Annotated in this window: 27 protein-coding genes; 15 read left to right on the forward strand and 12 right to left on the reverse strand. The window is 67.7% G+C overall.

Annotated elements, in window-relative coordinates:
- Positions 1-227 precede the first annotated feature (227 nt).
- The 4 genes from AC5P6S_RS00880 to rnfB all read left to right on the forward strand — a co-directional run bounded on the left by AC5P6S_RS00880 (position 228) and on the right by rnfB (position 3,947).
- Entirely contained in the window at positions 228-671 is a 444-nt protein-coding gene (locus AC5P6S_RS00880) for a DUF2147 domain-containing protein (protein WP_012480941.1), read from the forward strand.
- 102 nt (positions 672-773) lie between these two features.
- Positions 774-2,840, forward strand: a complete 2,067-nt coding sequence (gene metG / locus AC5P6S_RS00885) for a methionine--tRNA ligase (protein WP_043035451.1) — start codon at positions 774-776, stop codon at positions 2,838-2,840.
- Positions 2,841-2,918: 78 nt separating this feature from the next.
- Positions 2,919-3,509: an HAD family hydrolase gene (locus AC5P6S_RS00890; RefSeq protein WP_005414141.1), complete on the forward strand. Its 591-nt coding sequence runs from the start codon at positions 2,919-2,921 to the stop codon at positions 3,507-3,509.
- 24 nt (positions 3,510-3,533) lie between these two features.
- On the forward strand, positions 3,534-3,947 hold the full coding sequence (rnfB, locus tag AC5P6S_RS00895; protein WP_012480943.1) for an Rnf electron transport complex subunit RnfB: 414 nt from the start codon (positions 3,534-3,536) through the stop codon (positions 3,945-3,947).
- A 151-nt stretch (positions 3,948-4,098) separates the two neighbouring features.
- Here the strand turns inward: rnfB and AC5P6S_RS00900 are convergent, their stop codons facing one another.
- The gene (locus tag AC5P6S_RS00900) at positions 4,099-4,446 is read right to left on the reverse strand and encodes a RidA family protein (RefSeq protein ID WP_005410556.1); all 348 of its coding nucleotides are present in this window, start codon (positions 4,444-4,446) and stop codon (positions 4,099-4,101) included.
- Positions 4,447-4,638: 192 nt separating this feature from the next.
- Here AC5P6S_RS00900 and mprF point away from each other — a divergent pair, with 192 nt between their 5' ends.
- Positions 4,639-7,203, forward strand: a complete 2,565-nt coding sequence (mprF, locus tag AC5P6S_RS00905; protein ID WP_049461140.1) for a bifunctional lysylphosphatidylglycerol flippase/synthetase MprF — start codon at positions 4,639-4,641, stop codon at positions 7,201-7,203.
- Positions 7,204-7,301: 98 nt separating this feature from the next.
- On the opposite strand, the gene AC5P6S_RS00910 is transcribed toward mprF, so the two are convergent.
- From AC5P6S_RS00910 to AC5P6S_RS00925, 4 genes are all read right to left on the reverse strand, one after another.
- A complete protein-coding gene (locus tag AC5P6S_RS00910; protein ID WP_223846435.1) occupies positions 7,302-8,648 on the reverse strand; it encodes a virulence factor family protein in 1,347 nt (448 codons plus the stop codon).
- Between the two features lie 78 nt (positions 8,649-8,726).
- Positions 8,727-9,344, reverse strand: coding sequence for a DUF998 domain-containing protein (locus AC5P6S_RS00915; RefSeq protein ID WP_060381071.1), 618 nt, complete (start codon positions 9,342-9,344; stop codon positions 8,727-8,729).
- Complete coding sequence (locus tag AC5P6S_RS00920; RefSeq protein ID WP_050550426.1) at positions 9,341-9,514, reverse strand: oxidoreductase-like domain-containing protein; 174 nt, start codon at positions 9,512-9,514, stop codon at positions 9,341-9,343. The genes AC5P6S_RS00915 and AC5P6S_RS00920 overlap by 4 nt, the downstream gene beginning before the upstream one ends.
- A 49-nt stretch (positions 9,515-9,563) precedes the next feature.
- Positions 9,564-10,166 carry an HD domain-containing protein gene (locus tag AC5P6S_RS00925; protein WP_005410561.1) on the reverse strand — a complete coding sequence of 201 codons (603 nt, stop codon included), beginning with the start codon at positions 10,164-10,166 and terminating at the stop codon, positions 9,564-9,566.
- A gap of 240 nt (positions 10,167-10,406) precedes the next feature.
- On the opposite strand from AC5P6S_RS00925, the gene AC5P6S_RS00930 reads away from it, so the two are divergent.
- Positions 10,407-11,558 carry a transglutaminase-like domain-containing protein gene (locus AC5P6S_RS00930; RefSeq protein ID WP_012480949.1) on the forward strand — a complete coding sequence of 384 codons (1,152 nt, stop codon included), beginning with the start codon at positions 10,407-10,409 and terminating at the stop codon, positions 11,556-11,558.
- A gap of 6 nt (positions 11,559-11,564) precedes the next feature.
- Here AC5P6S_RS00930 and AC5P6S_RS00935 read toward each other — a convergent pair whose 3' ends face one another.
- Positions 11,565-11,900: a zinc ribbon domain-containing protein YjdM gene (locus AC5P6S_RS00935; protein WP_005414225.1), complete on the reverse strand. Its 336-nt coding sequence runs from the start codon at positions 11,898-11,900 to the stop codon at positions 11,565-11,567.
- 182 nt (positions 11,901-12,082) lie between these two features.
- On the opposite strand from AC5P6S_RS00935, the gene AC5P6S_RS00940 reads away from it, so the two are divergent.
- From AC5P6S_RS00940 to AC5P6S_RS00950, 3 genes are all read left to right on the forward strand, one after another.
- A complete protein-coding gene (locus AC5P6S_RS00940) occupies positions 12,083-13,444 on the forward strand; it encodes an Hsp70 family protein (protein WP_012480950.1) in 1,362 nt (453 codons plus the stop codon).
- Positions 13,445-13,673: 229 nt separating this feature from the next.
- A complete protein-coding gene (locus tag AC5P6S_RS00945; RefSeq protein WP_053462562.1) occupies positions 13,674-13,967 on the forward strand; it encodes a YkgJ family cysteine cluster protein in 294 nt (97 codons plus the stop codon).
- Between the two features lie 11 nt (positions 13,968-13,978).
- Complete coding sequence (locus AC5P6S_RS00950; protein ID WP_005410566.1) at positions 13,979-14,161, forward strand: hypothetical protein; 183 nt, start codon at positions 13,979-13,981, stop codon at positions 14,159-14,161.
- A 49-nt stretch (positions 14,162-14,210) separates the two neighbouring features.
- Here the strand turns inward: AC5P6S_RS00950 and AC5P6S_RS00955 are convergent, their stop codons facing one another.
- Genes AC5P6S_RS00955 through AC5P6S_RS00965 form a run of 3 tightly spaced genes read right to left on the reverse strand, consistent with a single transcriptional unit; the run spans position 14,211 to position 16,211 of the window.
- Positions 14,211-15,092 (reverse strand): DUF4097 family beta strand repeat-containing protein, encoded by an 882-nt coding sequence (locus tag AC5P6S_RS00955; protein WP_242875228.1) that lies wholly within the window; start codon positions 15,090-15,092, stop codon positions 14,211-14,213.
- A 10-nt stretch (positions 15,093-15,102) separates the two neighbouring features.
- Positions 15,103-15,636, reverse strand: coding sequence for a hypothetical protein (locus AC5P6S_RS00960; RefSeq protein WP_242875227.1), 534 nt, complete (start codon positions 15,634-15,636; stop codon positions 15,103-15,105).
- Positions 15,633-16,211 (reverse strand): RNA polymerase sigma factor, encoded by a 579-nt coding sequence (locus AC5P6S_RS00965; RefSeq protein WP_005414221.1) that lies wholly within the window; start codon positions 16,209-16,211, stop codon positions 15,633-15,635. Before AC5P6S_RS00965 ends, AC5P6S_RS00960 begins: the two co-directional genes overlap by 4 nt.
- Positions 16,212-16,337: 126 nt before the next feature.
- On the opposite strand from AC5P6S_RS00965, the gene AC5P6S_RS00970 reads away from it, so the two are divergent.
- Positions 16,338-16,517, forward strand: coding sequence for a hypothetical protein (locus tag AC5P6S_RS00970; RefSeq protein WP_005410570.1), 180 nt, complete (start codon positions 16,338-16,340; stop codon positions 16,515-16,517).
- 33 nt (positions 16,518-16,550) lie between these two features.
- Positions 16,551-17,144 (forward strand): mechanosensitive ion channel family protein, encoded by a 594-nt coding sequence (locus AC5P6S_RS00975; RefSeq protein ID WP_005414220.1) that lies wholly within the window; start codon positions 16,551-16,553, stop codon positions 17,142-17,144.
- Positions 17,145-17,652: 508 nt separating this feature from the next.
- Here AC5P6S_RS00975 and AC5P6S_RS00980 read toward each other — a convergent pair.
- Together AC5P6S_RS00980 and AC5P6S_RS00985 are read right to left on the reverse strand one after the other, a co-directional pair.
- Positions 17,653-17,919, reverse strand: coding sequence for a DksA/TraR family C4-type zinc finger protein (locus AC5P6S_RS00980; RefSeq protein ID WP_012480956.1), 267 nt, complete (start codon positions 17,917-17,919; stop codon positions 17,653-17,655).
- Between the two features lie 170 nt (positions 17,920-18,089).
- The gene (locus AC5P6S_RS00985) at positions 18,090-18,647 is read right to left on the reverse strand and encodes a DUF2058 domain-containing protein (protein WP_062607877.1); all 558 of its coding nucleotides are present in this window, start codon (positions 18,645-18,647) and stop codon (positions 18,090-18,092) included.
- Between the two features lie 62 nt (positions 18,648-18,709).
- On the opposite strand from AC5P6S_RS00985, the gene AC5P6S_RS00990 reads away from it, so the two are divergent.
- The 3 genes from AC5P6S_RS00990 to AC5P6S_RS01000 all read left to right on the forward strand — a co-directional run bounded on the left by AC5P6S_RS00990 (position 18,710) and on the right by AC5P6S_RS01000 (position 21,679).
- Positions 18,710-19,210, forward strand: a complete 501-nt coding sequence (locus AC5P6S_RS00990) for a M48 metallopeptidase family protein (RefSeq protein ID WP_005414217.1) — start codon at positions 18,710-18,712, stop codon at positions 19,208-19,210.
- A 47-nt stretch (positions 19,211-19,257) separates the two neighbouring features.
- Complete coding sequence (locus tag AC5P6S_RS00995; RefSeq protein ID WP_043035442.1) at positions 19,258-19,956, forward strand: RNA pseudouridine synthase; 699 nt, start codon at positions 19,258-19,260, stop codon at positions 19,954-19,956.
- A gap of 130 nt (positions 19,957-20,086) precedes the next feature.
- Positions 20,087-21,679 (forward strand): phospholipase D family protein, encoded by a 1,593-nt coding sequence (locus tag AC5P6S_RS01000; protein ID WP_235643502.1) that lies wholly within the window; start codon positions 20,087-20,089, stop codon positions 21,677-21,679.
- 3 nt (positions 21,680-21,682) lie between these two features.
- Here AC5P6S_RS01000 and AC5P6S_RS01005 read toward each other — a convergent pair whose 3' ends face one another.
- Positions 21,683-22,759, reverse strand: coding sequence for an HDOD domain-containing protein (locus tag AC5P6S_RS01005; protein WP_005410577.1), 1,077 nt, complete (start codon positions 22,757-22,759; stop codon positions 21,683-21,685).
- 279 nt (positions 22,760-23,038) lie between these two features.
- Here AC5P6S_RS01005 and AC5P6S_RS01010 point away from each other — a divergent pair, with 279 nt between their 5' ends.
- The gene (locus tag AC5P6S_RS01010; RefSeq protein ID WP_005410578.1) at positions 23,039-24,136 is read left to right on the forward strand and encodes a Glu/Leu/Phe/Val dehydrogenase dimerization domain-containing protein; all 1,098 of its coding nucleotides are present in this window, start codon (positions 23,039-23,041) and stop codon (positions 24,134-24,136) included.
- Positions 24,137-24,170 lie beyond the last annotated feature (34 nt).

Raw genomic sequence — 24,170 nt, forward strand, 5'->3', positions numbered from 1 at the left:
GGCGCCATCGAGCCCCCATGGATGGGTTTACGGCGTGTCCTGCCCACCCACACCGCCCCGCCATCCCACGGATAGCTGCCTTTGCTTTTGAGGTTGCCGGCCAGCGGCCGGCACTACCGCAGGTGCAGGGCGCAGCCCTGCCACGCCCCTCTTCCCCATACCCCGCCGAATGGGTATACAGTCGACCCGTACCGGCACCGTGCCGGAATGAACCCTGGGAGGGGACCATGCGCAACACCTTCAAGACCCTGTTGCTGGCACTGCCGCTGTGCCTGGCCGCGCTCTCGGCGCAGGCCGCCGATGGCGCCGCCGGCCGCTGGAAGACCATCGACGACAAGACCGGCAAGGTGAAGTCGATCGTCGAGATCACCCAGGCCGCCAACGGCACCCTGACCGGCAAGGTGGTCGACATCCTGCACTCGGACAAGGGCCCCAACCCGGTCTGTGACGGCTGTGAAGGCGCCAACAGGAACAAGCCGGTGAAGGGCATGACCATCCTCTGGAACCTGAAGGCCGACGGCGCCAACAAGTGGTCCGGTGGCACCATCCTCGACCCGGCCAACGGCAAGACCTACAAGTCGAAGATGGAACTGCAGCCCGGCGGCACCCGGCTGGACGTGTCCGGCTGCATCGCCTTCATCTGCCGCGCGCAGACCTGGCAGCGCGAATAAGCGCCCCGGCCCCCGCTTCATCCCCGTGACCCGGCCTCGGCCGGGTCACCTCGTTGCGGGCATGCGATACTCTGCGGTTCCCCTCGGCTTCACCCCGCGACCATGACCCGTACCGCGCTCGTCACCACCGCCCTGCCCTACGCCAACGGCCCGCTGCACCTGGGCCACCTGGTCGGCTACATCCAGGCCGACATCTGGGTGCGTGCGCGGCGAATGAGTGGCGGCAAGGCCTGGTTTGTCTGCGCCGACGATACCCATGGCACGCCGATCATGCTGGCCGCGGAAAAGGCCGGGGTCACCCCGGAAACCTTCATCGCCAACATCCAGGCCAGCCACGAACGTGACTTCGCCGCCTTCGGCGTGGCCTTCGACCACTACGACTCGACCAATTCGGCGGCCAACAAGGCGCTGACCGAGCAGTTCTACCTGAAGCTGGAAGCGGCCGGCCACATCAGCCGCCGTTCGGTGGCGCAGTTCTACGACCCGGCCAAGGGCATGTTCCTGCCCGACCGCTACGTCAAGGGCATCTGCCCGAACTGCGGCAGCCCCGACCAATACGGCGACAACTGCGAAGTGTGCGGCGCTACCTATGCGCCGACCGATCTGAAGGAACCGCGTTCGGTCATCTCCGGTGCCACGCCGGAAATGCGCGATTCGGAGCACTTCTTCTTCGAGGTGGGCCACTTCGACGCGTTCCTGCGCGAATGGCTGGCCGGCGACGTCGCCCTGCCGGGCGTGAAGGCCAAGCTCGGCGAGTGGCTCAACGCCGAAGGTGGCCTGCGCGCGTGGGACATCTCGCGCGATGCGCCGTACTTCGGCTTCCAGATTCCCGGCCAGCCGGGCAAGTACTTCTACGTCTGGCTGGACGCGCCGATCGGCTACCTGTCCAGCTTCCAGACCCTGTGCGGCAGGATCGGCGAGGACTTCGAAGCGCACCTGCGCGCCGGTACCAGCACCGAGCTGCACCACTTCATCGGCAAGGACATCGTCAACTTCCACGGCCTGTTCTGGCCGGCGGTGCTGCACGGCACCGGTCACCGCGCGCCGACCCGCCTGCACGTCAACGGCTACCTGACCGTGGACGGCGCCAAGATGAGCAAGTCGCGCGGCACCTTCGTGATGGCGCGTACCTTCCTCGATGTCGGCCTGGAGCCGGAAGCGCTGCGCTACTACTACGCCGCCAAGTCCGGCGGTGGCGTCGACGATCTCGACCTGAACCTGGGTGACTTCATCGCCCGCGTCAACGCCGACCTGGTCGGCAAGTTCGTCAACCTGGCCAGCCGCTGCGCCGGCTTCATCAGCAAGCGCTTCGACGGGCAGCTGGCCGCGCAGCTGCCCGATGCGGCGCAGTACCAGCGCTTCGTCGATGGCCTGGCGCCGATCCGTGAAGCCTACGAGCGCAACGACCCGGCCGCGGCGATCCGCCTGACCATGACCCTGGCCGACGAAGCCAACCGCTACATCGACGACGTCAAGCCGTGGGTCATCGCCAAGCAGGAAGGCGCCGATGCGCAACTGCAGGCCGTATGCAGCCAGGGCCTGAACCTGTTCCGCGTGCTGGTCACCGCCCTGAAGCCGGTGCTGCCGGCCACCGCCGCGCAGGCCGAAGCCTTCCTGGCCGCGCCGGTGAACGACTGGACCGAACTGGCACAGCCGCTGCTGGGCCACCGCATCACCGACTACACCCCGCTGTTCACCCGTATCGACCCGAAGAAGATTGACGCCATGATCGACGCCTCCAAGGACACCCTGCAGCCGGCGGCTGCCGCTGCCCCCGCCGCCAAGCCGGCCGCCCCGGCCCCGGCCAAGGACGAAGCAAAGAGCGCCGACGCGCCGGCCTACATCGGCATCGACGATTTCGCCAAGCTCGACCTGCGCATCGGCAAGGTGCTGGTCTGCGAGTTCGTGGAAGGATCGGACAAGCTGCTGCGCTTCGAGCTGGATGCAGGTGAACTGGGCAAGCGCCAGATCTTCTCCGGTATCCGTGGCAGCTACGGCGAGCCGGAGAAGCTGGTCGGCCGCAGCGTGGTGTTCATCGCCAACCTGGCCCCGCGCAAGATGCGCTTCGGCCTGAGCGAAGGCATGATCCTGTCGGCCGGCTTCGACGGCGGTGCGCTGGCGTTGCTGGACGCCGACAGCGGCGCGCAGCCGGGCATGCCGGTCCGCTGATGCCCGCAGCGGGCGTGGCCTCGGCCGCGCCCGCCGGCAGCATTGGCCAGCGGAGGCAACGCGATGGGAGGCAACGGAATGGAACTGGCGCTGTTCGACTTCGACCACACCGTGACCACCTGCGATACCTATGGCCGTTTCCTGCGCCGCGTGGCCACCGCCGAACAGCTGGCGCAGGCGTGGTGGAAGGTCGGCCCGTGGCTGCTCGCGTACAAGCTGAAGCTGATCTCGGCCGAACGCATCCGCGCGCGCGTCACCCGCCTGACCTTCAGCGACCGCCACAGTGACGACATCGCCACCCTGGCCGCCGGCTTCTCGCGTGAGTTCCTGCCCGACGTGGTGCGCCCGGAAATGCTGGAGCAGATCCGCTGGCACAAGGAACAGCAGCACACCGTGGTGATCGTGTCCGGCTCGCTGGACCTGTACCTGCGGCCGTGGTGCGAGCAGCTGGGCCTGCAGTTGATCTGCAACCGGCTGGAATGTCAGGACGGACGCCTGACCGGCCGTTACGCCGGTGGCGACTGTGGCCCGCGCAAGGTCGAGCACATCCGTCGCCAGTTCGATCTGTCGCGTTACGTGCGCATCCATGCCTACGGTGACAGTTCCGAAGACAAGCCGATGCTGGCGCTGGCCCACGAGCGCTGGTTCCGCGGCAAACCCCTGAAGTAACCCGACGCGCAGCCTTCGCCACGCATGAGCCTGATCCCACCCCTGACCGAACGCCTCGACCGCCTGTTGCCGCAGACCCAATGCGGGCAATGCGGCTACGACGGTTGCCGACCGTACGCGCAGGCGATGGCGCGCGGCGAGGCAGGCGTCGACCGCTGCCCACCCGGTGGCGATGCCGGTGCACGCGCGCTGGCCCAGGTTCTGCGCGTACCGGCGATTCCTTTTGATCGTTCGCGCGGCGAGCACAAGGCGCCGCAGGTGGCGTTGATCGTGGAAGCCGACTGCATCGGCTGCACCAAGTGCATCCAGGCCTGCCCGGTGGACGCCATCGTCGGCGGCGCCAAGTACATGCACACGGTGATCGCCGATCTGTGCACCGGCTGCGAGCTGTGCATCCCGCCGTGCCCGGTGGACTGCATCGAGCTGGTGCCGGCCTAGCCACCAGACCAACCGGCGGTGGAGCGGCGGGGTAGAGTCGGCTGTTAGTCGACTGCTCTTCGTTCCGGCGGCGCAAAACCCCGCGCTGCGCGCGACAGTCGACTAACCGTCGACTCTACCCCCCCTCCACTGCTGGGAGGTGACCCCGCCGTTACGGCACTGCCGCCGTCACCACGATTTCGACCTTCCAGTCGGCGTGGGCCAGCTTGGCCTCGACCGTGGCGCGCGCTGGGGTCGCACCTTCCACCACCCACTCATCCCATGCCTTGTTCATACCGTCGAAATCGGCCATGTCGGCCAGGAACACTTCGGCGCGCAACACGTGCTGGCGATCACTGGCCACCAGCGCCAGCAGCTTGTCGATCTCGGCCAGCACCTGCCGGGTCTGCCCGGTGATGTCCTGGCTGGTGTCTTCCGGAATCTGGCCGGAAAGGTAGGCGACCTTGTTGTACACGGTCATTTCGGACATGCGCGGTCCGACGTCGTAACGCTCCATCATGGGCGTGGCTCCTGCGGGTGATCAGGCCTGCATTGTCCTCCAAACCGGTCAACGATGGGTGCAGGGCAGCCATCCACACACGGTCACTACCGGCTTCCGACAGCGACGCTGGTCAAATGCCAGCGACAGGCGCACGATGCGCCACGGCTGCATTGACACCGCCCTCGCCCTCCCTGACGCACCCTTGCGCCGATGACCGAAACCACCGACCCCGCCACCGCTCCCTCCACCCCGGCATGGAAGCGGGTCCTCACCATCGTCATCCCGCTGCTGATCCTTGCGTTGGCGCTGCACGGCCTGGCCAACGAGTTCGATGAGAACGGCTACCGCGCCATCCGCCATGCCTTCCACCAGCTCAGTGGCACGCAGATCGCGCTTACTGTCGTGCTGGGCCTGGCCAGCTATGCCTGCCTGATCGGCTTTGATGCCATCGGCCTGCGCCGCAGCGGCATCCGCGTGCATCCGGCGCGCATCGGCATCACCGCGTTCCTGGCACACACGCTCGGCCAGACCGTGGGCTTTGCCGCGCTCACCGGCGGTGCGGTGCGCCTGCGCGGCTACCGTACTGCCGGCCTCGACCTGGCGCAGATCGGCCAGGTCGTGCTGATGAGCACGCTCGGCTTCGTGTTCGGTGCGTGGCTGCTGATCAGCGTGGCGCTGTGCATGGAACCGGCGGCAGCGGCGCTTGCCCTGCCGCTGGACCCGGATGCGGTGCGCGTGGTCGGCATCGTCGCGCTGCTGGCCTATGCGGCCACCCTGCTGCTGGTCGGCCGCGATGGACGCCAGTTCAGCGTGTTCGGCCATGTGCTGTGGCTGCCCGACCGGCGCACGATGATCGGGGTGACCGTGCTCAGCGTGATCGAGCTGGTGCTGGCCAGTGCCGCGTTCTATGTGCTGCTTCCGGACTCGACGCCGACCGGCCTGCCCGGCTTCGTCGGCCTGTACCTGGTCGCGGTGCTGGCCGGCCTGGTTTCGACCGTGCCCGCCGGCCTCGGCGTGTTCGAATGGAGCCTGCTGAAGCTGCTGCCACAGGTGGCACCGGCTGCGGTGCTGGCGGCGGCGTTGATCTACCGCGTCACCTACTACGTGCTGCCCCTGCTGCTGGCCACTCTGCTCGCGCTTGCACCCGCGCTGCGCCAGCCGCTGCAGGCCAGTGCCGGGGCAACCCGTGCCGGCTGGAACGCGCTGCGCCCATGGTTGCCGCAGATCATCGCGCTGGCGGTGTTCAGCATCGGTGCTGCGCTGGTCATCGACGGCACGTTGCCCACGCCGCGCCGTCACCTGGTCAACGCATCACTGCCGATCCTGGAAACGTCCCATCTGATCGGCAGCCTCAGCGGCGTCGCCCTGCTGCTGATCGGCCAGGGCCTGGCCCGGCGCAGCCATGCCGCATGGATGCTGGCGATGGCCGTGTGCGTGATCACCCCGTTGCCACTGTGGCTGCGCGGTGGCCAACCGTTGATCGCGGTCTCCGCCCTGCTGGTGGCGATGGCGCTGTGGGCCGCACGCCGCGAGTTCTACCGCCAGGGCGCGCTGCTCGATGAAGCATGGTCGTGGCCATGGCTGCGCAACCTCGGCCTGGTACTGGTGGCGGTCACCTGGCTGTTGTTCTTCACCTACAGCCATGTCGAGTACCAGAACGAGCTGTGGTGGCAGTTTGCGATATCCGGCAACGCACCGCGTGCGCTGCGTGCGCTGCTGGTGGTGGCGATCGCGCTTGTGATGTTCGGCCTGGCGCGGCTGCTGCACAGTACGCGCAGCCCGCTGCCAGCCGCCGACGAGGCCACGCTGCAATCATTGGCGCCGGTACTGGCCGGTGCCACCGATACCCAGGCCTGCCTGGTACTGACCGCCGACAAGGCGGTGCTGCGCGATGATGCGAAACAGGGCTTTGTGATGATGCAGCGCTACGGCGGTTCGCTGATCGCGATGGGCGATCCGGTCGGCCCGCCTGATGTGGCGCGCGCGCTGATATGGCGCTTCCGCGAGGAAGCTGACCGGCTCGGCCTGCGGCCGGTGTTCTACCAGGTGGGCGAGACCTACTGGCAGACCTATCTCGACCTGGGCCTGGGCCTGGTCAAGCTGGGCGAGGAAGCGATCGTGCCATTGCACGACTTCGGCCTGGAAGGCCGCGAACGCGCCGATCTGCGCCAGGCCTGGAACCGTGGCAAGCGCGGGGGCCTTTCGTTCCGCGTGGCACCGGTGGAAGAGATTCCCAGCCTGCTTCCCCGCCTGCACGCGATCTCCAACGCGTGGCTGGAAGACAAGGCCGGCGACGAGAAGGGTTTCTCGCTGGGCAGCTACGATCCGGATTACCTGGCGCGCTTCCCGGTGGCGCTGGTCGAAGCCGAGGGCCAGATCGTGGCATTCGCCAACCTGTGGCAGGCACCGGCCGGTGCCGAGCTGTCGGTGGACCTCATGCGCCACGTCAACGAGGCACCGAAGGGCACGATGGACTTCCTGTTCATCGAGCTGTTCCTGTGGGGCCGCGCGCAGGGCTATGCGCGCTTCTCGCTGGGCATGGCGCCGCTGTCCGGGCTGGCCCAGCATCGCCTTGCTGGTCGCTGGAACCGACTGGCCGGCCTGCTCGCGCGGCATGGCGAACGCTTCTATGGCTTCAGTGGCCTGCGCCGCTTCAAGTCGAAGTTCGACCCGCAGTGGCGACCGCGCTATCTGGCAGCACCCGGCGGCATGCATCTGCCGGCCGCGTTGCTGGATGCCACGCGCCTGATCTCGCTGGACCCGCGGCGTAACTGAAGCCCTGAGCCGCCGGGCATGGCCCGGCGCTGCAAACCACCCGGTAGGTGTCGACCTTGGTCGACACGGCGGCGACAGCGTTCGGGCGTGGCCCGGCGCTACGCCCCGCCCTTGAGGATCACTTCGGCCAATCGGTCGTAATCACCATTGAAGTGATGGTCGCCCGGCAGCTTCACCTTCTGCACGCCGTCGTTGGCCGGCAGGCCGGGGCACAGCGCGTCGTCATCCTTGTCGCCATACACGCAGAGGGTCTTCGCCGCCGGCAGCTTCGCCACTTCCGGCGCGATCGGCAGACCATCGCCGCCACCACCCAGCCAGTTGCTGACGTGGAATTCAAAGTCGGCCTTCCTGCCTACCGACAACAGCACGATACGATCCAGCGCTGCGCGGGTATCGGCATCGAGCTGGTTGATGGTGGCCGGCAGCACGTCGGCACCCTGCGAGAAACCGATCAGCATCACCTTGTCGCGATGCCACTGCTGGCGGTAGTGATCGATGATCTTCTGCAGGTCAGTGGCAAATCCCTTCGGCGTGCGTTCGCTCCAGAAGTAGCGCAGTGAGTCGATGCCGACCACGGCCACGCCATGCTCGTTGAGCGACGATGCCACGTCCTTGTCCAGGCCGGCCCAGCCGCCATCGCCGGAAACGAACACGGCCAGCGTGTCGCCATTACCGGCAGCGGGTACTTCCACTATCGGCAGGCCCTTCAGCGCGGCTGGTGGCGGTGCCAGGCTGACGCCGGCCTGCGCGCCGATCACCCGCGCCGCCGCCACCAGGCCGGGTGAAGCATCACCGCGCGCGGTGCGCTTGAACTCGCGTGCCATCGCCACCTGCTGCACGAAGCGGCTGGCCTCGCCAACCTTGCAGCCATGGTCGCCGGCGGCGCTCAGCCACGGGGAATTCAACTCGGCAGGCTGCAGCTTGTTGTGCTTCACGCCATCGCCGCAGACCATGCGCTCGTGGCTGCGATCCGGGCAGAAGCCAGTGGTCAGCAGGCCGGCGAACACTTGGGTGTCGGCCTGTGCGGCCAGCGTGTAGGCCATCTCGGCGCCTTCACCATCACCACCGACCAGCGGCAGGTGGTAGCCAGGCAGGTGCAGGGAGGCCTGCAACCAGCGCGAGAAGTTCTCGACGTCGCCGGAACCGAACGAACAGGTCGGATTCCCCTCGCGCTTGAGCACGCTGCGCAGATGCGCGATGTCCACGGCAGCGACCATCGCGCCATCGGCACGCAGGGCCTCGATCGGAAGGCGGCTGGTATCACCACCGGCGGTGGGTTCATGGAACCAGATCACCACACGCTGCGGCGTGCCAGCCGGCATGTGCACCGGAATCTGCTCGAACCGCCCGTGGCTGAACTGCTGCACGTTGGCCGCCGCCATTGCCGGCAGTGCTGCCAACGCCAGAACCACACCCATTGCCCTGCCCAGCCCTGCACGCTTCATGTCGCATCCCCGATGGAATGCGCACACGATACGCCGCCGCCGCGTGCACGGCACGTACCGGCGCAGGCCGTTGGGGATTCAGTGGGCTACGGCCCGACGGCTGCGCCGGTACAGGGCCATCGCCAGATACAGCAGCCAGCCAACGATCACCGCGATCACCACTTTCTGTCCCAGCCCACGCGGTGGTCCACCACGCCACAGCACATGCAGCCACAGCAGCACGAAGGCCAGCCATGCCCAGCCCCAGAGCAGGCCCGCGGCGGACTGCCAACCCGGTTCGCGGCGCAGGTACCAGGCCTGCAGCAGCATGCCGACGCTGGCACACAGGAACGCGGTGTTGGCTGCCAGTCCATGGATGAACGGTGCAAGCAGCGGGGTCGCTTCAGGCAGCCAGCTGTCACCGATGGCGACCGTCGCCAGCCCCAGCGCAGAGACAGTGAACAACAGCGGCGCCGCCGCACTGCGGCGCGGCCCGATGCTGCCGCGATACAGCGCAATGCCAAGCGCCGCAATGGCCAGCGCCAGCAGGCAGTAGGCAGCGCGCAATGCCAGGCCCCACGGCCCGTGCAGGTACAGGCTCAAGGTTGCCCGCACCCAGTCCAGATCACTGCGCGCGACCTGGGTCCACAGCGCGGTGGCCACGAACAGCAGCAGCGCCACCAGTGCCAGCACCGCCGCCGGACGCGCACGGCTCATGGCGTTGCCTCCGGATGCCGCGTCTTCCACTCGGCCAGCGCCTTGCGATAGCGCTGCAGCTCATCGGCGTACAGATCCAGCACGCACAGCGGGCAACCACTGCCACAGCATTCGTTGGGACCGGGCTCTTCCGGTGGCAGCGGGCGGGGATCGGGATCAGGGACGGACACAGTGGGAAGCGACAATCGGTGAGAGCAGGCCCAAGTGTACCGGTCCAGCTCAGCGGGCCAGCTGTCGACGCAGGTTTTCCCGAGCCGCCGCATCCAGGCGCTGGTGGAAGAAGTCACTGAGGAAGATGCGCGGCGCCCGCAGCAGCCCCTGCAGGAAACGGCGACGCCCGGCGCGGTACAGGAAGCCCGGCACGACCCCTTTGTACTCTTCGGCCACACCACGATCGTAGGCGGCGAACACCGGCTCGGGCGCGGCCAGGATCGCCATGTCGCAGTCCAGGAACAGCGCGGCCTCGGCATCAACGTCGTCCGGGCCCAGATCGCCATGGCGGGCTGTCAGCAGGATCAACTGCTCGACCCGCGCGGCGTCGACGCCGGCCAGTTCCGGGGCCCGTGCGATTGCCTGCAGGGCCAGCGCCGCCGAACGCGCTTCGTTGTCCTTGCGGCCCGCCACATAGATCGCGTCGTGGTAGAGCACGGCCAGGTACACCTCGGCGGGCCTCTGCCAGCCCGGGCCGTCAGCCACGTCCTGGCAGTGCTGCAGCACCGCGCGTACGTGTCCGAAGTGGTGGTAGGCGCGGGGCGGCGTTGCGTAGCTGTCCTGCAGCGCCTGCCACTGCGCAGGAGCCAGCGTCAGCGGAGAGAAATCCATACCCGGATCATCCCGCCTGCGCAGCCCCGCGGCAAGCTGATGGTTTTTTCACCACATACTCACAACGCTTGCCCGGTGAGGCCTGGACGCGGTTGTCCACAGCTTTGTCGAGCGCTGGTCCACATCGGTTGTGGATGAAACGCCGTACCGGCCACGCGCCGACCAACGGTCACTGCAGCGCGGCGCCGCCGGGTCTACACTCGCTGCAGGCGGGAGCGCCCGCCGCTGCCGGGAACTGTCATGTACCGCCCTGCCGCCCGCATCTTCATCGTGGTCCTGGCCGCTTTGATGGCCGCGCCGCTCTGCGCACAGGACCACCCGCGCACCGATGCACTCCCGCCCATCGGAAGCGTCACCCCGGTGGAGGTCCCCTCACCGGAACAGGTCTTCGCGATTCCTCCCGCAATGCGCGCGATGCTGCAGGCGCAGGTGATCGACCGCAGTTCATCGCGCGAGCAGCGGCTGCAGGCACTGGTGGAAATGATCTTCGGCCGCCAGGGGCTGGACCTGCAGTACGACGCGAACGCGACCTACACCGTGGACGAAGTCTGGCAGCAGCGCCGCGCCAACTGCCTCGCCTTCACGCTGATGTTCGTGGCACTGGCGCGCGAGGCTGGCATCCAGGCCCGCGTCCAGGAAGTCGGCCAGGTCGTGTCCTGGTACCAGGACCAGGACGCCGGCGTGGTCTACAGTGTGGGCCACGTCAACGCGGGCGTGGAGATCGCGGGGCGTTACGCCACGGTCGACCTCGATCGCAACGTACTCTACGACCGCCACGGCCCGCAGCCGGTCAGCCGCGCGCGTGCACTGGCCCATTTCTACAACAATCGAGGTGCCGAACGCATGGCCGAAGGAGACCTCGTCGGCGCCCGCGCGTTCTTCGATGCCTCGGTCGTGCAGGATCGCGCGTTCCCCTCGGTCTGGAACAACCTGGGTGTGCTCGACAACCGTGAGGGCAACACCGATGCGGCGCGGCAGGCACTGGACCGCGCCCTGCGCCTGGACGGTCGCCAGGATGCGGCGCTGACCAATGCCAGCGCGCTGTATCGGCAGCTTGGGCTGGATGCGCAGGCCAAGGCCTTGGAGCGACGCTTGAAGTCGGTGCAGCGTGAGGACCCGTTCGCGCAGTACATGCTGGGCACGCAGGCCGAGCAGGCCGGAAAGCTGGCCGAAGCCATCCGCTATTACCGGCAGGCCGTGCGCCTGTATGACACCGCGCACCAGTTCCACTTCGGGCTGGCGCGCGTGTATTTCCTGTCCGGGCAGCTTGAGCGCGCCGACCGTGAACTGACCCGCGCGCAGCTGCTGGGTGGTGCACCGGAGCAGGCACGCTACCAGGCCAAGCTCGACAGCCTGGCCCGCTGGCGCGCGCAGCAGCAGGCCAGGCGCTGAGACCGATCAGGCCTTCTTGAGGAAGCAGGTCTTCAGGACCAGGCCCTTGATCTTGTCCGAGTTGCCTTCGATGTGCTCGGCATCATCTTCGACCAGGCGGATGTTGCGGATCACGGTGCCCTGCTTCAGCGGGATCGAAGACCCCTTCACCTTCAGGTCCTTGATCACGGTGACGGTGTCGCCGGCCTGCAGGGTATTGCCGTTGCTGTCACGCACGACCAGGGTCGAACCGGCACTTTCCTCGGCGGTCCATTCGAAACCGCAATCGGCGCAGATCCACAGCGCGCCATCGGCATAGGTGTTTTCCAGGGTGCACTGCGGGCAGGCGGGAACAGACGACATCGGCAAGTACCTCAAAGTGAATCAACAGCCGCCATTGTAACCGCCCGGTCCGGGGCCCCGGCTCCCTGGCAGGTGCCCGGCCGCCGCCATGACCGCGGCTGGAGCAGCCGTGACGCTGGAACTTGCAGTCGGCGACGAACTGCAGCAGAGTGCGCGGCCCCTGACCGCCCCCGGAACTCCCCATGCGCCTCGGCATCGACTTCGGTACCAGCAACTCCGCCGCCGCCATCGTGCATGAGGGGAAACTGCTGCCGATCCGTTTCGGTGACGCCGAACAGTTCCGCACCAGCGTGTACTTCCCCGGCGTGGTGCCCGACCCGGACGACTTCCAGCTCGACGACGGCCAGGAACACCAGCTGCAGCAGATGATCGACAGCGCCGCGCGTGCAGCCCGTGCCGCCGGCCAGGAACGCACGCCGCAGGCGCTGCGCCGTGAAGCCCTGCGCGCCCTGCGCCGTGAATGGATGGAGGCCCGCGCCGGCAAGGAACGCAGCGCCAGCGACCTGCTGCAGAACGCGGTCTACGGCGACGACGCGCTGGAAGCCTATTTCGAGGAACACGAAGGCAACCTGGTGCAGAGCCCGAAGTCGATGCTGGGCTACAACCTGCACCCGCGCGCGAAGCAGACCATCACCGGCATCGCCGCGCACATCCTCGAACACATCCGCCTGACCGCCAGCGCCCAGCTTGGCCAGCCGCTGCGTGCCGCTCTGCTCGGCCGCCCGGTGCAGTTCCGCAGCTCGATCGGCGCGGCCGGCAATGACCAGGCACTGGATATCCTGCGCGAGGCCGCCACCCAGGCCGGCTTCGACCAGATCGATTTCCTCGAAGAACCCGCCGCGGCGGCCATGCACTACCACGCCGAAAGCCGCGAGCGGCACCAGGCGGTGATCGTCGACATCGGCGGCGGTACCACCGATATCGCGCATGCCGAAGTCGGTGGCGACGACGCCCCGCGTATCCACCGCGCGTGGGGTATCGCCCGCGGCGGTACCGACATTGATCTGGCGCTGAGCCTGTCCAGCTACATGCCGCTGTTCGGCCGCGGCATCACCCGCGTGCCCGCCCACCACTATGTGGAAGCAGCCACCGTGCAGGACATGACGCGCCAGCGCGACTTCCGCCAGCACAAATACGATCACGTCGACGAGCCGTGGGGCGGGCGCCTGCAGGCCCTGCAGGACACCGGCAATACCGCCCGCCTGTACCGCGATGTCGAACGCGCCAAGATCGCCCTCAGCGCCGCCAGCGAGCACCGCAGCACGCTGGACTACATCGCCCGCGACCTGCATGCCGACAGCAGCGCCGATGGCCTGGCCGCCGCCGCCCACGGCTACCTGGAGCAGATCCGGGAACTGCTGGCCCAGGTCCGCAGCGACATCGGGGGCGACCCGGATGCGGTGTTCCTGACCGGCGGCATGTCCCGTGCCGGCTACCTGCGCCAGGCCGTGGCCGAGGCCTTCCCGGGGGCCCGCATGGTCCACGGCGAGCCCTCGCTGGGCGTGGTCCAGGGCCTGGCATTGGCGGCAGCCAGCCAGGATTAACAAAACGTTACGCGGTCTAAGTTACTCTTGGTCGGCTAGAACCCCGCTGCACCTTCCACCGGCCACGCCGGTGTGTGTCCACGGTGCAGCCTGGCCCGCCCTGCGGGCCTAGCGGCCATGCCTTCCTGGCTCGTTCATGGTCCGCGCAGCACCTGAGCCGCCATCGAGACCCGCTTTGGGCACCCGCCAGGCCCCTGTGGCCTTACAACCTGACGCAGCACCTGCACCCATCGACTGCCGCCGTTGTGACGCGGTCTGTTGCCGGCTGCCCGTGCTGCTGCAGCCCGGCGACCACGTGCCTGGCCAGTTCCTGTCACGCGACACCCACGGCCGTGCCGTGATGGCGCGCAACGAGGAAGGCTGGTGCGCGGCGATCGATCCCTATCACCTGCGCTGCACGATCTATTCGCAGCGCCCGGCGATCTGCCGCCAGTTTTCGATGGGCGGCGATGACTGCCGCCGCGAGCGGCAGGACTACCTGCGCCAGGCCGACGCCTGGGCGCTTTCCTCCCCTTCCACCTGACAGGAGCAACCATGCCCCGCAAGGCAAAGACCCCCGCGAAGGCCAGCAACAGCATCCGCAGCGAACGCAAGGGCGCGGCCGCCAGCACCGTGGTCAGCAGCGATTCGATCGCTTCGGACCTGGCAGCGTTCCGCAAGGCCGGTGGCAAGATCGAAGTCCTCGGCACCACCTGGGCGCTGAAGAAAGCCAGCTGACCCAGTACCGACCGCGGCGGCGCTGCCGCCGCGGCCTGCCGGACCGTGCTCAGCGATCCAGGCGTACCCGCACACTGCCCGAATGCGACTGGATGCGGATGTCTCCATCGCCGCCCCCCAGACGCATATCGAGATGGCTGCCCGGCCCGTAGCGCGGCCGCTCCACCTGACCGGCGTCGCTGTTGATCGAGCCGCTGAAGCTGTTCACCGACAGCTGTGCCGACACCGTGCGTGGCAGGCTCAGCGTGACCGAGGCACTGACCGATTCGACATTGATGCGGCCACCGGGCGCCAGCCCGGCCGCTGCCAGATCGATGCTGCCAGAGACGGTTTCCACCGCCAGTCGCTGCACGCGCCCGGCGTCGACCTCGACCCGTCCGGACACCGTCTGCGCACCGATATCACCGGACACGCCGCCGCCGGCCTCGATGCGGCCACTGACGGTGTTCACATCCAGCTTCGGCGTCTGCAGGCGTGCGCTGACGCTGCCACTGACCGTGTTGAGCTTGCTGTCGCCACTGCGGCCAGCCGCGCTCAGGCTGCCGCTGACCGTGTCGGCCTGCAGCCGTCGCACATCGATACCACTGATGTCCTGGCTGGCGCTGACCGTGCTCAGCAGCAGCTCCACCGATCGCGGCACGTTCAGCACCAGCGTTGCACCGCCGTTGTTGCTGCGGCGCGGATACTCGATCTCCCAGCGCACACGGTTGGCGCTTTTTTCCTGGCGCAACTGCAGGCCGTCGCTGAGCGTGCCGGTGAGCTGCACGTCATTGCGGTCCCAGCCACGCACGGTCACCTTGCCGGCCACGTTGCTCAGCTCGATGCGCCCCCCCGCAGCCAAGGTGTGGCGCTCGTCGATGCGCGTGTCGGCCAGCGCCACGGCAGGGGCCAACAGCAGCGCGACGCAACAGGAAATCAGGGTTCGGGTCATGGGGGTCTCCTCAGGTCGTCAAGCCGGACTCGGCGGCATAGGCCGCCTGCCGGGTCAGTTCCAGCCGCAGCGCATAGGTGCGCTTGAGCTGGCCAAGCAGGTGCGGCGCACGCGGGTCCTGCGCCAGGGCGGCACGGATCTGCGCCGCGCTTTCATCCAGTTCATGCAGGGCCGGCTGCCATTCCGGCGCCCGTCCATCGGGCAGCGCGGCCACGGCCTGCTGGTACTGCTCGGTCATCGCCGCGGCCTGCAGCTGCAGGGCGGACGGCGCCGGCGTATCCGGCTGCGCATGCCGCCACGGCGCCACCGCATACAGTGCCAGGCTGGCAGCCAGGGCAGCGCCGGCCGGCAACCACCAGCGGCGCCGCGAACGCACCGGCAGGACCACCACGTTGTCCGTTGGCGCGGGTGCTGCCTGCGATTCACGCGCCGGCAGCCGGGCGGACAGGCGCGCCCAGCCATCGGCGGGTACATCGCGCTCGTTCGGCAGCGCGCGCAGCCGGGCCAGCAGGTCGTGATCGGAATCGTGTTCGTGTGTACTCATGTCATGTCTCCCAGCCGTGCGCGCAACAGGCCGCGCGCACGATGCAGCTGTGCCTTGGAACTGCCGACAGCCATCTGCAGCTGCTCGGCGATTTCCTGGTGTTTCCAGCCTTCGATATCGTGCAGCACCAGTACCGCACGCGCCCGTGGTGGCAGTGTCGACAATGCGCGCTCCAGGTCACGCTCGGTACCCGCGCAACGGTCATGCACCGCCAGTTCCTGCAGGCCGCCATCGACATCCTCCAGACTGTCGTGATCCTGCCCTGCGGCGCGACCGCGCAGTTCCATCAGTGCGGCGTTGACCCCCAGCCGATGCAGCCAGGTGGACAGGCTGCTCTCGAAACGGAACCCTGGCAGGGCTTTCCAGGCCTGCAGGAAGGCCTCCTGCAACGCATCCTCGGCACGTGCCTGCTGGCCGCCACACAACCGCCACAGGACAGCGAATACACGCGGCGCGTGACGCCGGTACAGCAGTTCGTAGGCAGCGGTGTCGCCGGCGGCCGCCGCCCGCACCAGGGCGGGTTCGTCGACGGCGTCGTTGGCGGCAGGCAGCGCGGGCATGGTGGTGTCGAGCATATCGCTTGGATGCGGCGACCCGGGAAAAGGTTTAGAGCCGATCGACGGCCGATGCCATGCAACCTTTTCGACGGCTGCTGCATCCATGGAAGGTCCTTCGCGAATCTGCCGTCCGGGAGTCCTGCCATGTCCAGCCCTTCCTGCGCCGCCCTGCTGGTGATCGCTGCCTGCGTCCTGCTGCAGGCGCTGGGCCTGTCACTGCAGCTGCGCCCCGACAACGGCCGCGCCTGCCTGCAGCAGCACCGCCAGGAGCTGGTCTGCCTGGCTTGGACCCCGGCGGTCGAATCCCCCGCACGCGCCGGGTAACATCGAGGGCCGTTATTGCCACCCGTCGCCCTCATGATGTTGTCGCTGAAGGATCACCTGCCGGCCTGGACCTACCCTTGGCTCCACGACGCGGGTATCGCCGTGAAGATCCTGCTCACCCTGCTGGCCGCGTGGCTGCTGCGGGTGCTGGCACGGCGCTTGATCCGCCGCTTCGCCGAGCACTACACGCTGCCACCGGAAATGGTGATGGGCGCGCGCCGGATCACCAGTTTCGTGGTCTATTTCAGCGCAGTGCTGTACATCCTCAGCCTGCTCGGCGCATCGCCGTCGGTACTGTGGACCGCGTTCACCGGCTTCGCGGCGGTGGGTGCGGTGGCCTTCTTCGCGGCCTGGAGCGTGCTCTCCAACATCTTCTGCACGCTGCTGATCTTCACCACGCGCCCGTTCCGCCTGCATGACTACATCGAGGTGCTGGAGAACGGCGAGAAACCGGGCCTGAAGGGCCGGGTGATCGACGTGAACCTGATCTACACAACGCTGCAGGAGTCCGGCGACGGCCACGAGGGCACGGTGCTGCAGCTGCCGAACAACCTGTTCTTCCAGCGCACGGTGCGGCGCTGGCGCGACCCGGCGCAGGCCCCCGGCGGCATCCAGGGCGACGGCTGAGGGGGTTTGCCTTTGCAGGGCTGCGCCCTGCACCTGCAGAGGCCGAAGCCGAAGCAAGATCAAGAGCGGCATTCCGTGGGATGGCGGGGCGGTGTGGGTGGTCAGGACACGCCGTAAACCCGTCCATGGGGGCTCGATGGCGCCATCCATGGCGCCAACGGTCCTGCCCCCCCACACCGCCCACCTCTGACAGATTCCGCGCGCTGTTGGGGTGCCGACCGTTGGTCGGCACATCTGTCAGATATCGATAGTCAAAATTGAATCCGACCCCGTGCCGACCAACGGTCGGCATCAGCAGCGGGTTCCAACAGATCGCGGAAATCTGTCAGAGGCGGGGCGGTGTCGGAGTGCGGGGTGTCCGCGGCATGGATGCCGCGGCCAAGCCCCCATGGACGGGTTCACGGCGTCCCCGCACTCCGACACCGCCCTGCCAACCCACGGAATGCCAGCCTTTGATGTTGACGTTGCTTCTGCAGGTGCAGGGCGCAGCCCTGCAATAAAACACCCCTTACCTCAGCTGGCTGTCCTTGCTGCCACGCCGGTTGTACCCGGCATGCGCCTGCTCTTCGTCGTCATGCGCCTGCTGGCACGCCACGCACAGCCGTACCCCAGGCACGGCCCGGCGCCGCGCCAACGGAATCGGTGCGTCGCATTCCTCACAGTGTTCCAGACCAGGGCCCTGCCGCAGCTGGCGCCGCGCGCGGGCAATCGCATCGTCGACGGTGGCGTCGATCTGGTCCTGGACCGCGCCGTCTCCCGCCCAACCGGTGGCCATGGCCATCCTCCGCAGGTGTGTCGCCTGATATGGGGACGATACACCCGCGCACAAAGGAGCAGACCTGTGTTGAGCCGAGCCATGCCCGGCTGATCTTCAGCAATCTGAGCAGAACGTGGAGGGCTTCAATCAGGTCGATCGCGACTTAATCCCCTCCGTCCCCTTTTTGCTTACCAGACCAGGTCGTCGGGCACCTGGAACTGCGCGTAGTAGGCGTCGTCCTCGGCGTTGCCGGTGGAGATCTCCGCGGTCGAGCCCGGCTGGCCGTGGTCGACGATGATCGCTTCCGGGGCGCGCTCACGCACCTTCTCGGCAGCAGCACGTGGCAGCAGCGCGTAACCGTCGCCGTGGGCAACGATGACCAGCACGCCCACCGACAGCGCCTTGCGCAGCTTGGGGTCGATCAGCAGGGTGCGGATCGCCGCGCCATCGCTGAAGCGGTACTCGTCATCGCCCTTGTGGGGCACGGCATGGGCCGCGATGATCTGCTTCGCCTGCGCCTTCTGTTCAGCCTGCCTGGCCTGCGCATTGCGCTCGGCGGCCAGCGCGCGGTCGCGCTCGACCTTCTCGGCACGGGCCCGTTCAGCCTCGCGCTGGACGTCGGCCGAGGTCGATTCGGCCTTGCCCTGCCGGGCCTTGGCCTGCTCGCGCGCGGCGGCGCTGGCCTGCGACTTCTTGGCCAGGCCGGCCTTGAGCAATTGTTCCTGCAGCGCGTTGGGCTTTGCCATGGTCGGTGCGTACCGCGTGTAATCTTGGATGCCCCATTCTACCGACGCCCCGCCGCCCCTGCATGGCAGTCCTGAAGTACCTCACCGGCTATCCCGAACCCCTGGTCGCCCAGGTCAGCGAACTGCTGGCGCAAGGCAAGCTCGGCCCCTGGCTGCAGCAGCGCTATCCCGACCCCCACGAGGTGCGCAGCGACCGCCAGCTGTACGACTACACCCAGGAGCTGAAGGACCGCTACCTGCGCAAGTCGGTGCCGCTCAACAAGGTCTGCTACGACAACACGCTGGAAGTGATCAAGCACGCGCTGGGCACTCATACCGCCATTTCCCGCGTGCACGGCGGCCGCCTCAAGGCCAGCCGCGAGATCCGCATCGCCACCGTGTTCCGCCAGGCACCAGCAGCGTTCCTGCGCATGATCGTGGTACATGAGCTGGCCCACCTGAAGGAAGCCGACCACAACAAGGCCTTCTACCAGCTGTGCCAGCACATGGAGCCGGAGTACCTGCAGCTGGAGTTCGATACCCGCCTGTACCTGACCGAGCTGGCCAACCGCGGCCAGCGCTGACCGGCCGCAGCAGCTACACTGCGCGCCCCCTGCCCGACCTTGCCGCCATGGAACCGATCCGTCTCGACAAACGCCTGTCCGCCCTGCTCGGCATCCCGCGCGGCGAAGCGCGACGCTACATCGAAGGCGGCTGGGTCACGGTCAACGGCGACGTGGTGGAGCAGCCGCAGCGCCCGGTCGATGACAGCGCGGTGATCGTTGTGGCCGAACAGGCCAGCGATGAAAAGGCCGAGCGGGTCAGCATGCTGTTGAACAAGCCGGCCGGCGTTGCCGCTGAGACCCTGTGTGCGCTGGTCAGCAGTGACAGCCGCAGCGAACTCGATGCCAGCGACATCCGTCCGCTGCAGCGTCACTTCCATGGCCTGCAGCTGGCCGCCTCGCTTCCGGCCAGCGACAGCGGCTTGGTGGTGGTCAGCCAGGATCCGGCCACGCTGGCCCATCTGCAGCGCAATCTTGGCCGCACCGAACAGGAATACCTGATCGAAGTGGCCGAAGGCGGCCCGGAGCGTGGGCCATGGCTGATGGCGCGTCTGCAGCAGGAGGCCGGCGGCGGCAAGGTCAGCTGGCAGAGCGAACAACGCCTGCGCTTTGCCGGCAAGGGGCTTACCGCCAAGGGCCTGCGTGCAGCGGTGACAGCCGCCGGGCTGCAGGTGACCGGGGTGCGCCGCCTGCGTATCGGACGCGTGGCGCTGGGGCCGCTGCCGCCGGGGCAGTGGCGCTACCTGGGCAGCGACGAGCGGTTCTGAGGTGTGCGGGTCAGAGCCCTTTCCTGTGGAAAGGGATCCGACCCCATCAGTGACGCCCCCTCGGGGTGGGATCCCGTGCCGAAGGCAAGGGCTCTGACCCCCTGCCGATCCTGCAGGCATTCCTTCACGCATGGCGTGGCTCTACCATCGGGGCATGAGCCTGCCCAAGCCGCTGTGGCGACGCCTGCTGCGCATCGCTGCAATCATCCTCGCCGTGCTGGTGCTGCTGGTGCTGTCCGGCCTGCTGCTGGCCGACCACCTCACGCCGCAGACGCATGGCGCGCCTTCGCATGTGCTGCCACTGCAGCCGGCGCAGACCCGCATCGACCAGCAGATCGTGCCATTGCAGGAGGCCCATCCCGGCCAGTCCGGCGTGGCCTTCCTCAGTGATGGCATGGATGCCTTCGCCGCACGCGCGATGATCACCACGCACGCAGGCCGCAGCCTGGACCTGCAGTACTACATCTGGCACGACGACCTGATCGGCCACCTGATGGCCAAGGCGCTGTATGACGCCGCCGAGCGCGGCGTGCGCGTGCGCATCCTGCTTGATGACATGAATGCCAAGGACAAGGACGCGCTGATGATGGCGCTCGATGCGCATCCGAACATCGAGATCCGCCTGTACAACCCGTTCCGCAACCGGACCGGCATCCTGCGCATGGTGGAGATGGTGCAGCGCTTCTTCAGCGTGAACCACCGCATGCACAACAAGAGCTGGATCGCCGATGGCCGCGTCGCGATCGTCGGTGGCCGCAACATCGGCGAGGAGTATTTCAGCGCGCGCACCGATGTGAACTTCCAGGATCTGGACCTGCTGGTCGCCGGCCCCGCCGTGGAGCAGGCCAACCGCATCTTCGACGACTACTGGAACAGCGAAACCGCCATTCCGGTATCCGCGCTTGCCTTCCATACCGACGCACAACTGCGCCTGCTGGTGCGCGAATCGGACCATGAGGCGCAGCGGGACGTGGCCCGGCCGTACCTGGCGCGCGTGGCCGAATCGCGCAAGCGGCAGCGCCCGAGCCCCGAGCCGCTGCGCTGGAGCGGTGCAGTGCGCATCGTGTCCGACCCGCCGATGAAGCACCGCAAGGACGATCGCGCTGCCTGGCTGGTGTCGACCCTGATCAGCGAGCTGCAGGCCGCCAGGCACAAGGCCCTGTTGATCTCGCCCTACTTCGTTCCCGGCAACGAGGGCCTGGATGGCTTTTCGGCCATGTCCGGGCGGGGCGTGCAGGTCGGCGTGGTCACCAACTCACTGGCCACCAATGATGTCGCCGCCGTACATGGTGGCTACATGGGCTACCGCGTGCCGTTGCTCGAAGCCGGCGTCCACCTTTACGAACTGAAGGCACAAGGGCAGTCCGGCGATGCCGGCGTGTTCGGCAGCAGCGGCGCCAGCCTGCATACCAAGGCGTTCCTGGTCGATGACCGCCGCGGTTTTGTCGGTTCATTCAACCTCGACCCGCGCTCGGCCTATCTGAACACCGAGATGGGCGTGCTGTTCGACGATCCGGTGCTGGGCGCACAGCTGCGGGACGAGTACCTGCGCCTGGCTGATCCCAGGCACAGCTGGTGGCTGGCGCTGGATGACCGTCGCCGGTTGCGCTGGCTGGAGCGCGAACCGCCACCGCACTGGGTGGAGGCGGAGCCGGGGGCAACGGCGCGCAAACGCTGGTTGTCGCGGGTGATCAGCTGGCTGCCGGTCGAATCGCAGCTGTAGCGCTCAGGGCGTTGGACCCGCCTCTTCCTGTCCGGCCTCATCACGTGTTTCCACGCTGCGTCCATGCAGGCGCCGCCAGATCCAACGCAGGGCATGCGGCGGCGCTGAAGGCAACTGTTCGAGCAGGGCCAGCATGCGGCTCTGGCTGGCATGTCCATGCCGGCACAGCAGGCTGGCTGCCGCCGCAGCGCTGGCCAGACGCAGGCTGTCGGCGAGTGGGCCATCGGCCTCCGGCGCCAGTGCCTGGTGCACGGGCTCGGGCAGCTCCCAGGCTGCAGCCACGCGTTGTGCCAGCGGCAACGACCATTGCTGGAGCAGTTGCAGGGCCAGCGCCGGCTCCACGGTTTCATCGCGTGCCTGCGCTTCCTGCAGCAGCTGGCGCATCACCAGCGCTGACCCCAGCCCCTGCACCAGGCCCAGCCACTGCGCAGCGAAGGCATCACCGAAGGTGACCGTGCGCGCATGATCGGCGGCCGCACGCGAAGCCAGCAGTGCGTGCTCCCAGATGATCGTGCTGAACTGCGGAAACATGCCGCACTGCACCTGCATCACCGGCTGCACCAGCACCGCGCTGATGATCTGGCGCACGCCCTCGGTACCGACCAGGGTCACCGCACGCTGCAGGCTTTCCACCGGCCGCTCATGCACCTTGTAGGCCGGGCTGTTGGCGATGCGCAGCAGATTTCCGGTCAGCACCGGGTCCTGGCCGATGATCGCCGCCATCACCCGTGCCGAGGCGGCATCGTCGTTGACGGTCTGGATCAGCTGCGGCAGCAGTTGCGGGCGCCGTGGCAGGTGCCGGGCGGCCCAGTCACGGTCCTGCAGCGCGCGCGCCACCGCTTCGCCCAGTGCCGGATCCTGCACGGGGGCAGGCTCGCCGGCCAGCCGTGGGTACAGGGCAAGTGCATGCAGGCCGCGCTGCAGGTGGGCGGCGATCTCACCGGCCTGCAGCGCCTCGCCCTGAAGGCTGGCTGCGGCAGCAGCGACCGCCTGTCGCGATACGGCCGCCAGGCGCAACGGAGCCGCCCCGGTCGAGCGCGCCAGCCAGCCGCGCAGCGATCGCCACCAGGCCGGCGTCATCGCCGCCTGCCCTGTCGTTGTGGTGCCCTTGCCGTCACTGACCGCCCTGCCTCTTCACGCGAATCCGGCCACCCGCCGTCGTCGCAGCATCGGCCGCACTTTCATCTTCTTTAACCGGAAGGGCGCCGATGTCGACGGCAGCGACCGGGGGAATGGACTAGAATGGCGCCGCGCGACCCGTCCCCCTGCACTGACGACGTCGCTTTTTTTGTTTTTGGGACCCTACCGTTCACTGGCCGTTCGCTGCAGTTCGCCGCTGTTCGCGCCATCGGAGACGCCATGCTATTCGAAACCCTCGCCACCACCGGCCACGAACAAGTGGTGTTCTGCCACAACCACGATGCCGGCCTGAAGGCGATCATCGCCATCCACAACACCACCCTGGGCCCCGCCCTGGGCGGCGTGCGCATGCGCCCTTACGCCAGCACCGACGAGGCGCTGGCCGATGTGCTGCGGCTGAGCCGGACGATGACCTACAAGAATGCGCTGGCCGGGCTCAACGTGGGCGGCGGCAAGGCGGTGATCATCGGCGATCCGAAGACGGACAAGACCGAGGTACTGTTCCGCGCCTTCGGCCGCTACGTCGATTCGCTGGGCGGCCGCTACATCACCGCCGAGGACGTTGGCACCGACGTCAACGACATGGAGAACATCTACCTGGAGAGCCAGTTCGTGACCGGCGTGCACCAGGTCCATGGTGGCTCCGGCGATCCGGCGCCTTTCACGGCCTACGGCGCACTGCAGGCACTGATGGCGTCGATGCGCTTCAAGTTCGGCCATGAGGAAGTAGGCAAGACCAGCATCGCGGTGCAGGGCCTGGGCCACATCGGCATGGAACTGGTGAAACTGCTGCGTGACCGCGGCGCCAAGCTGTATGTCACCGACCTGGACAGTGCGCTGGTTGATCGTGCAGTCAGCGATTTCGGCGCCGAGGCGGTCAAGCCGGACGAGATCCACGAAGTGAACGCCGATGTGTTCGCACCGTGTGCGCTGGAAGGCGCGATCAACGCCGACACGCTGCCGCGGATCAAGGCCAAGATCATCTGCGGCACTGCCAACAACCAGCTGTCGAGCCTGGAGATCGGCGACGAACTGCATGCGCGCGGCATCCTCTACGCCCCGGACTACGCCGTCAACGCCGGCGGTGTGATGAACGTGTCGCTGGAGATCGACGGCTACAACCGCGAACGCGCGATGCGCCTGATCCGCAGCATCTACCACAACCTCACCCGCATCTTCGAACTGTCGCAGCGCGAGAACATCGCGCCGCAGCGGGCGGCCGATCGTATTGCGGAAAGCCGCATCCTGTCGATCGGCAAGCTGAAGATGCCGCTGGGCCGCAGCACTCCTCGCCTGGGCAACCTGCGCGGCGGCTGAGGCTGCAGACGTCGCGCCGGGAGCCTTCCCGGCG

It is taken from the genome of Stenotrophomonas sp. YJH_SMC_119 (assembly GCF_059368315.1).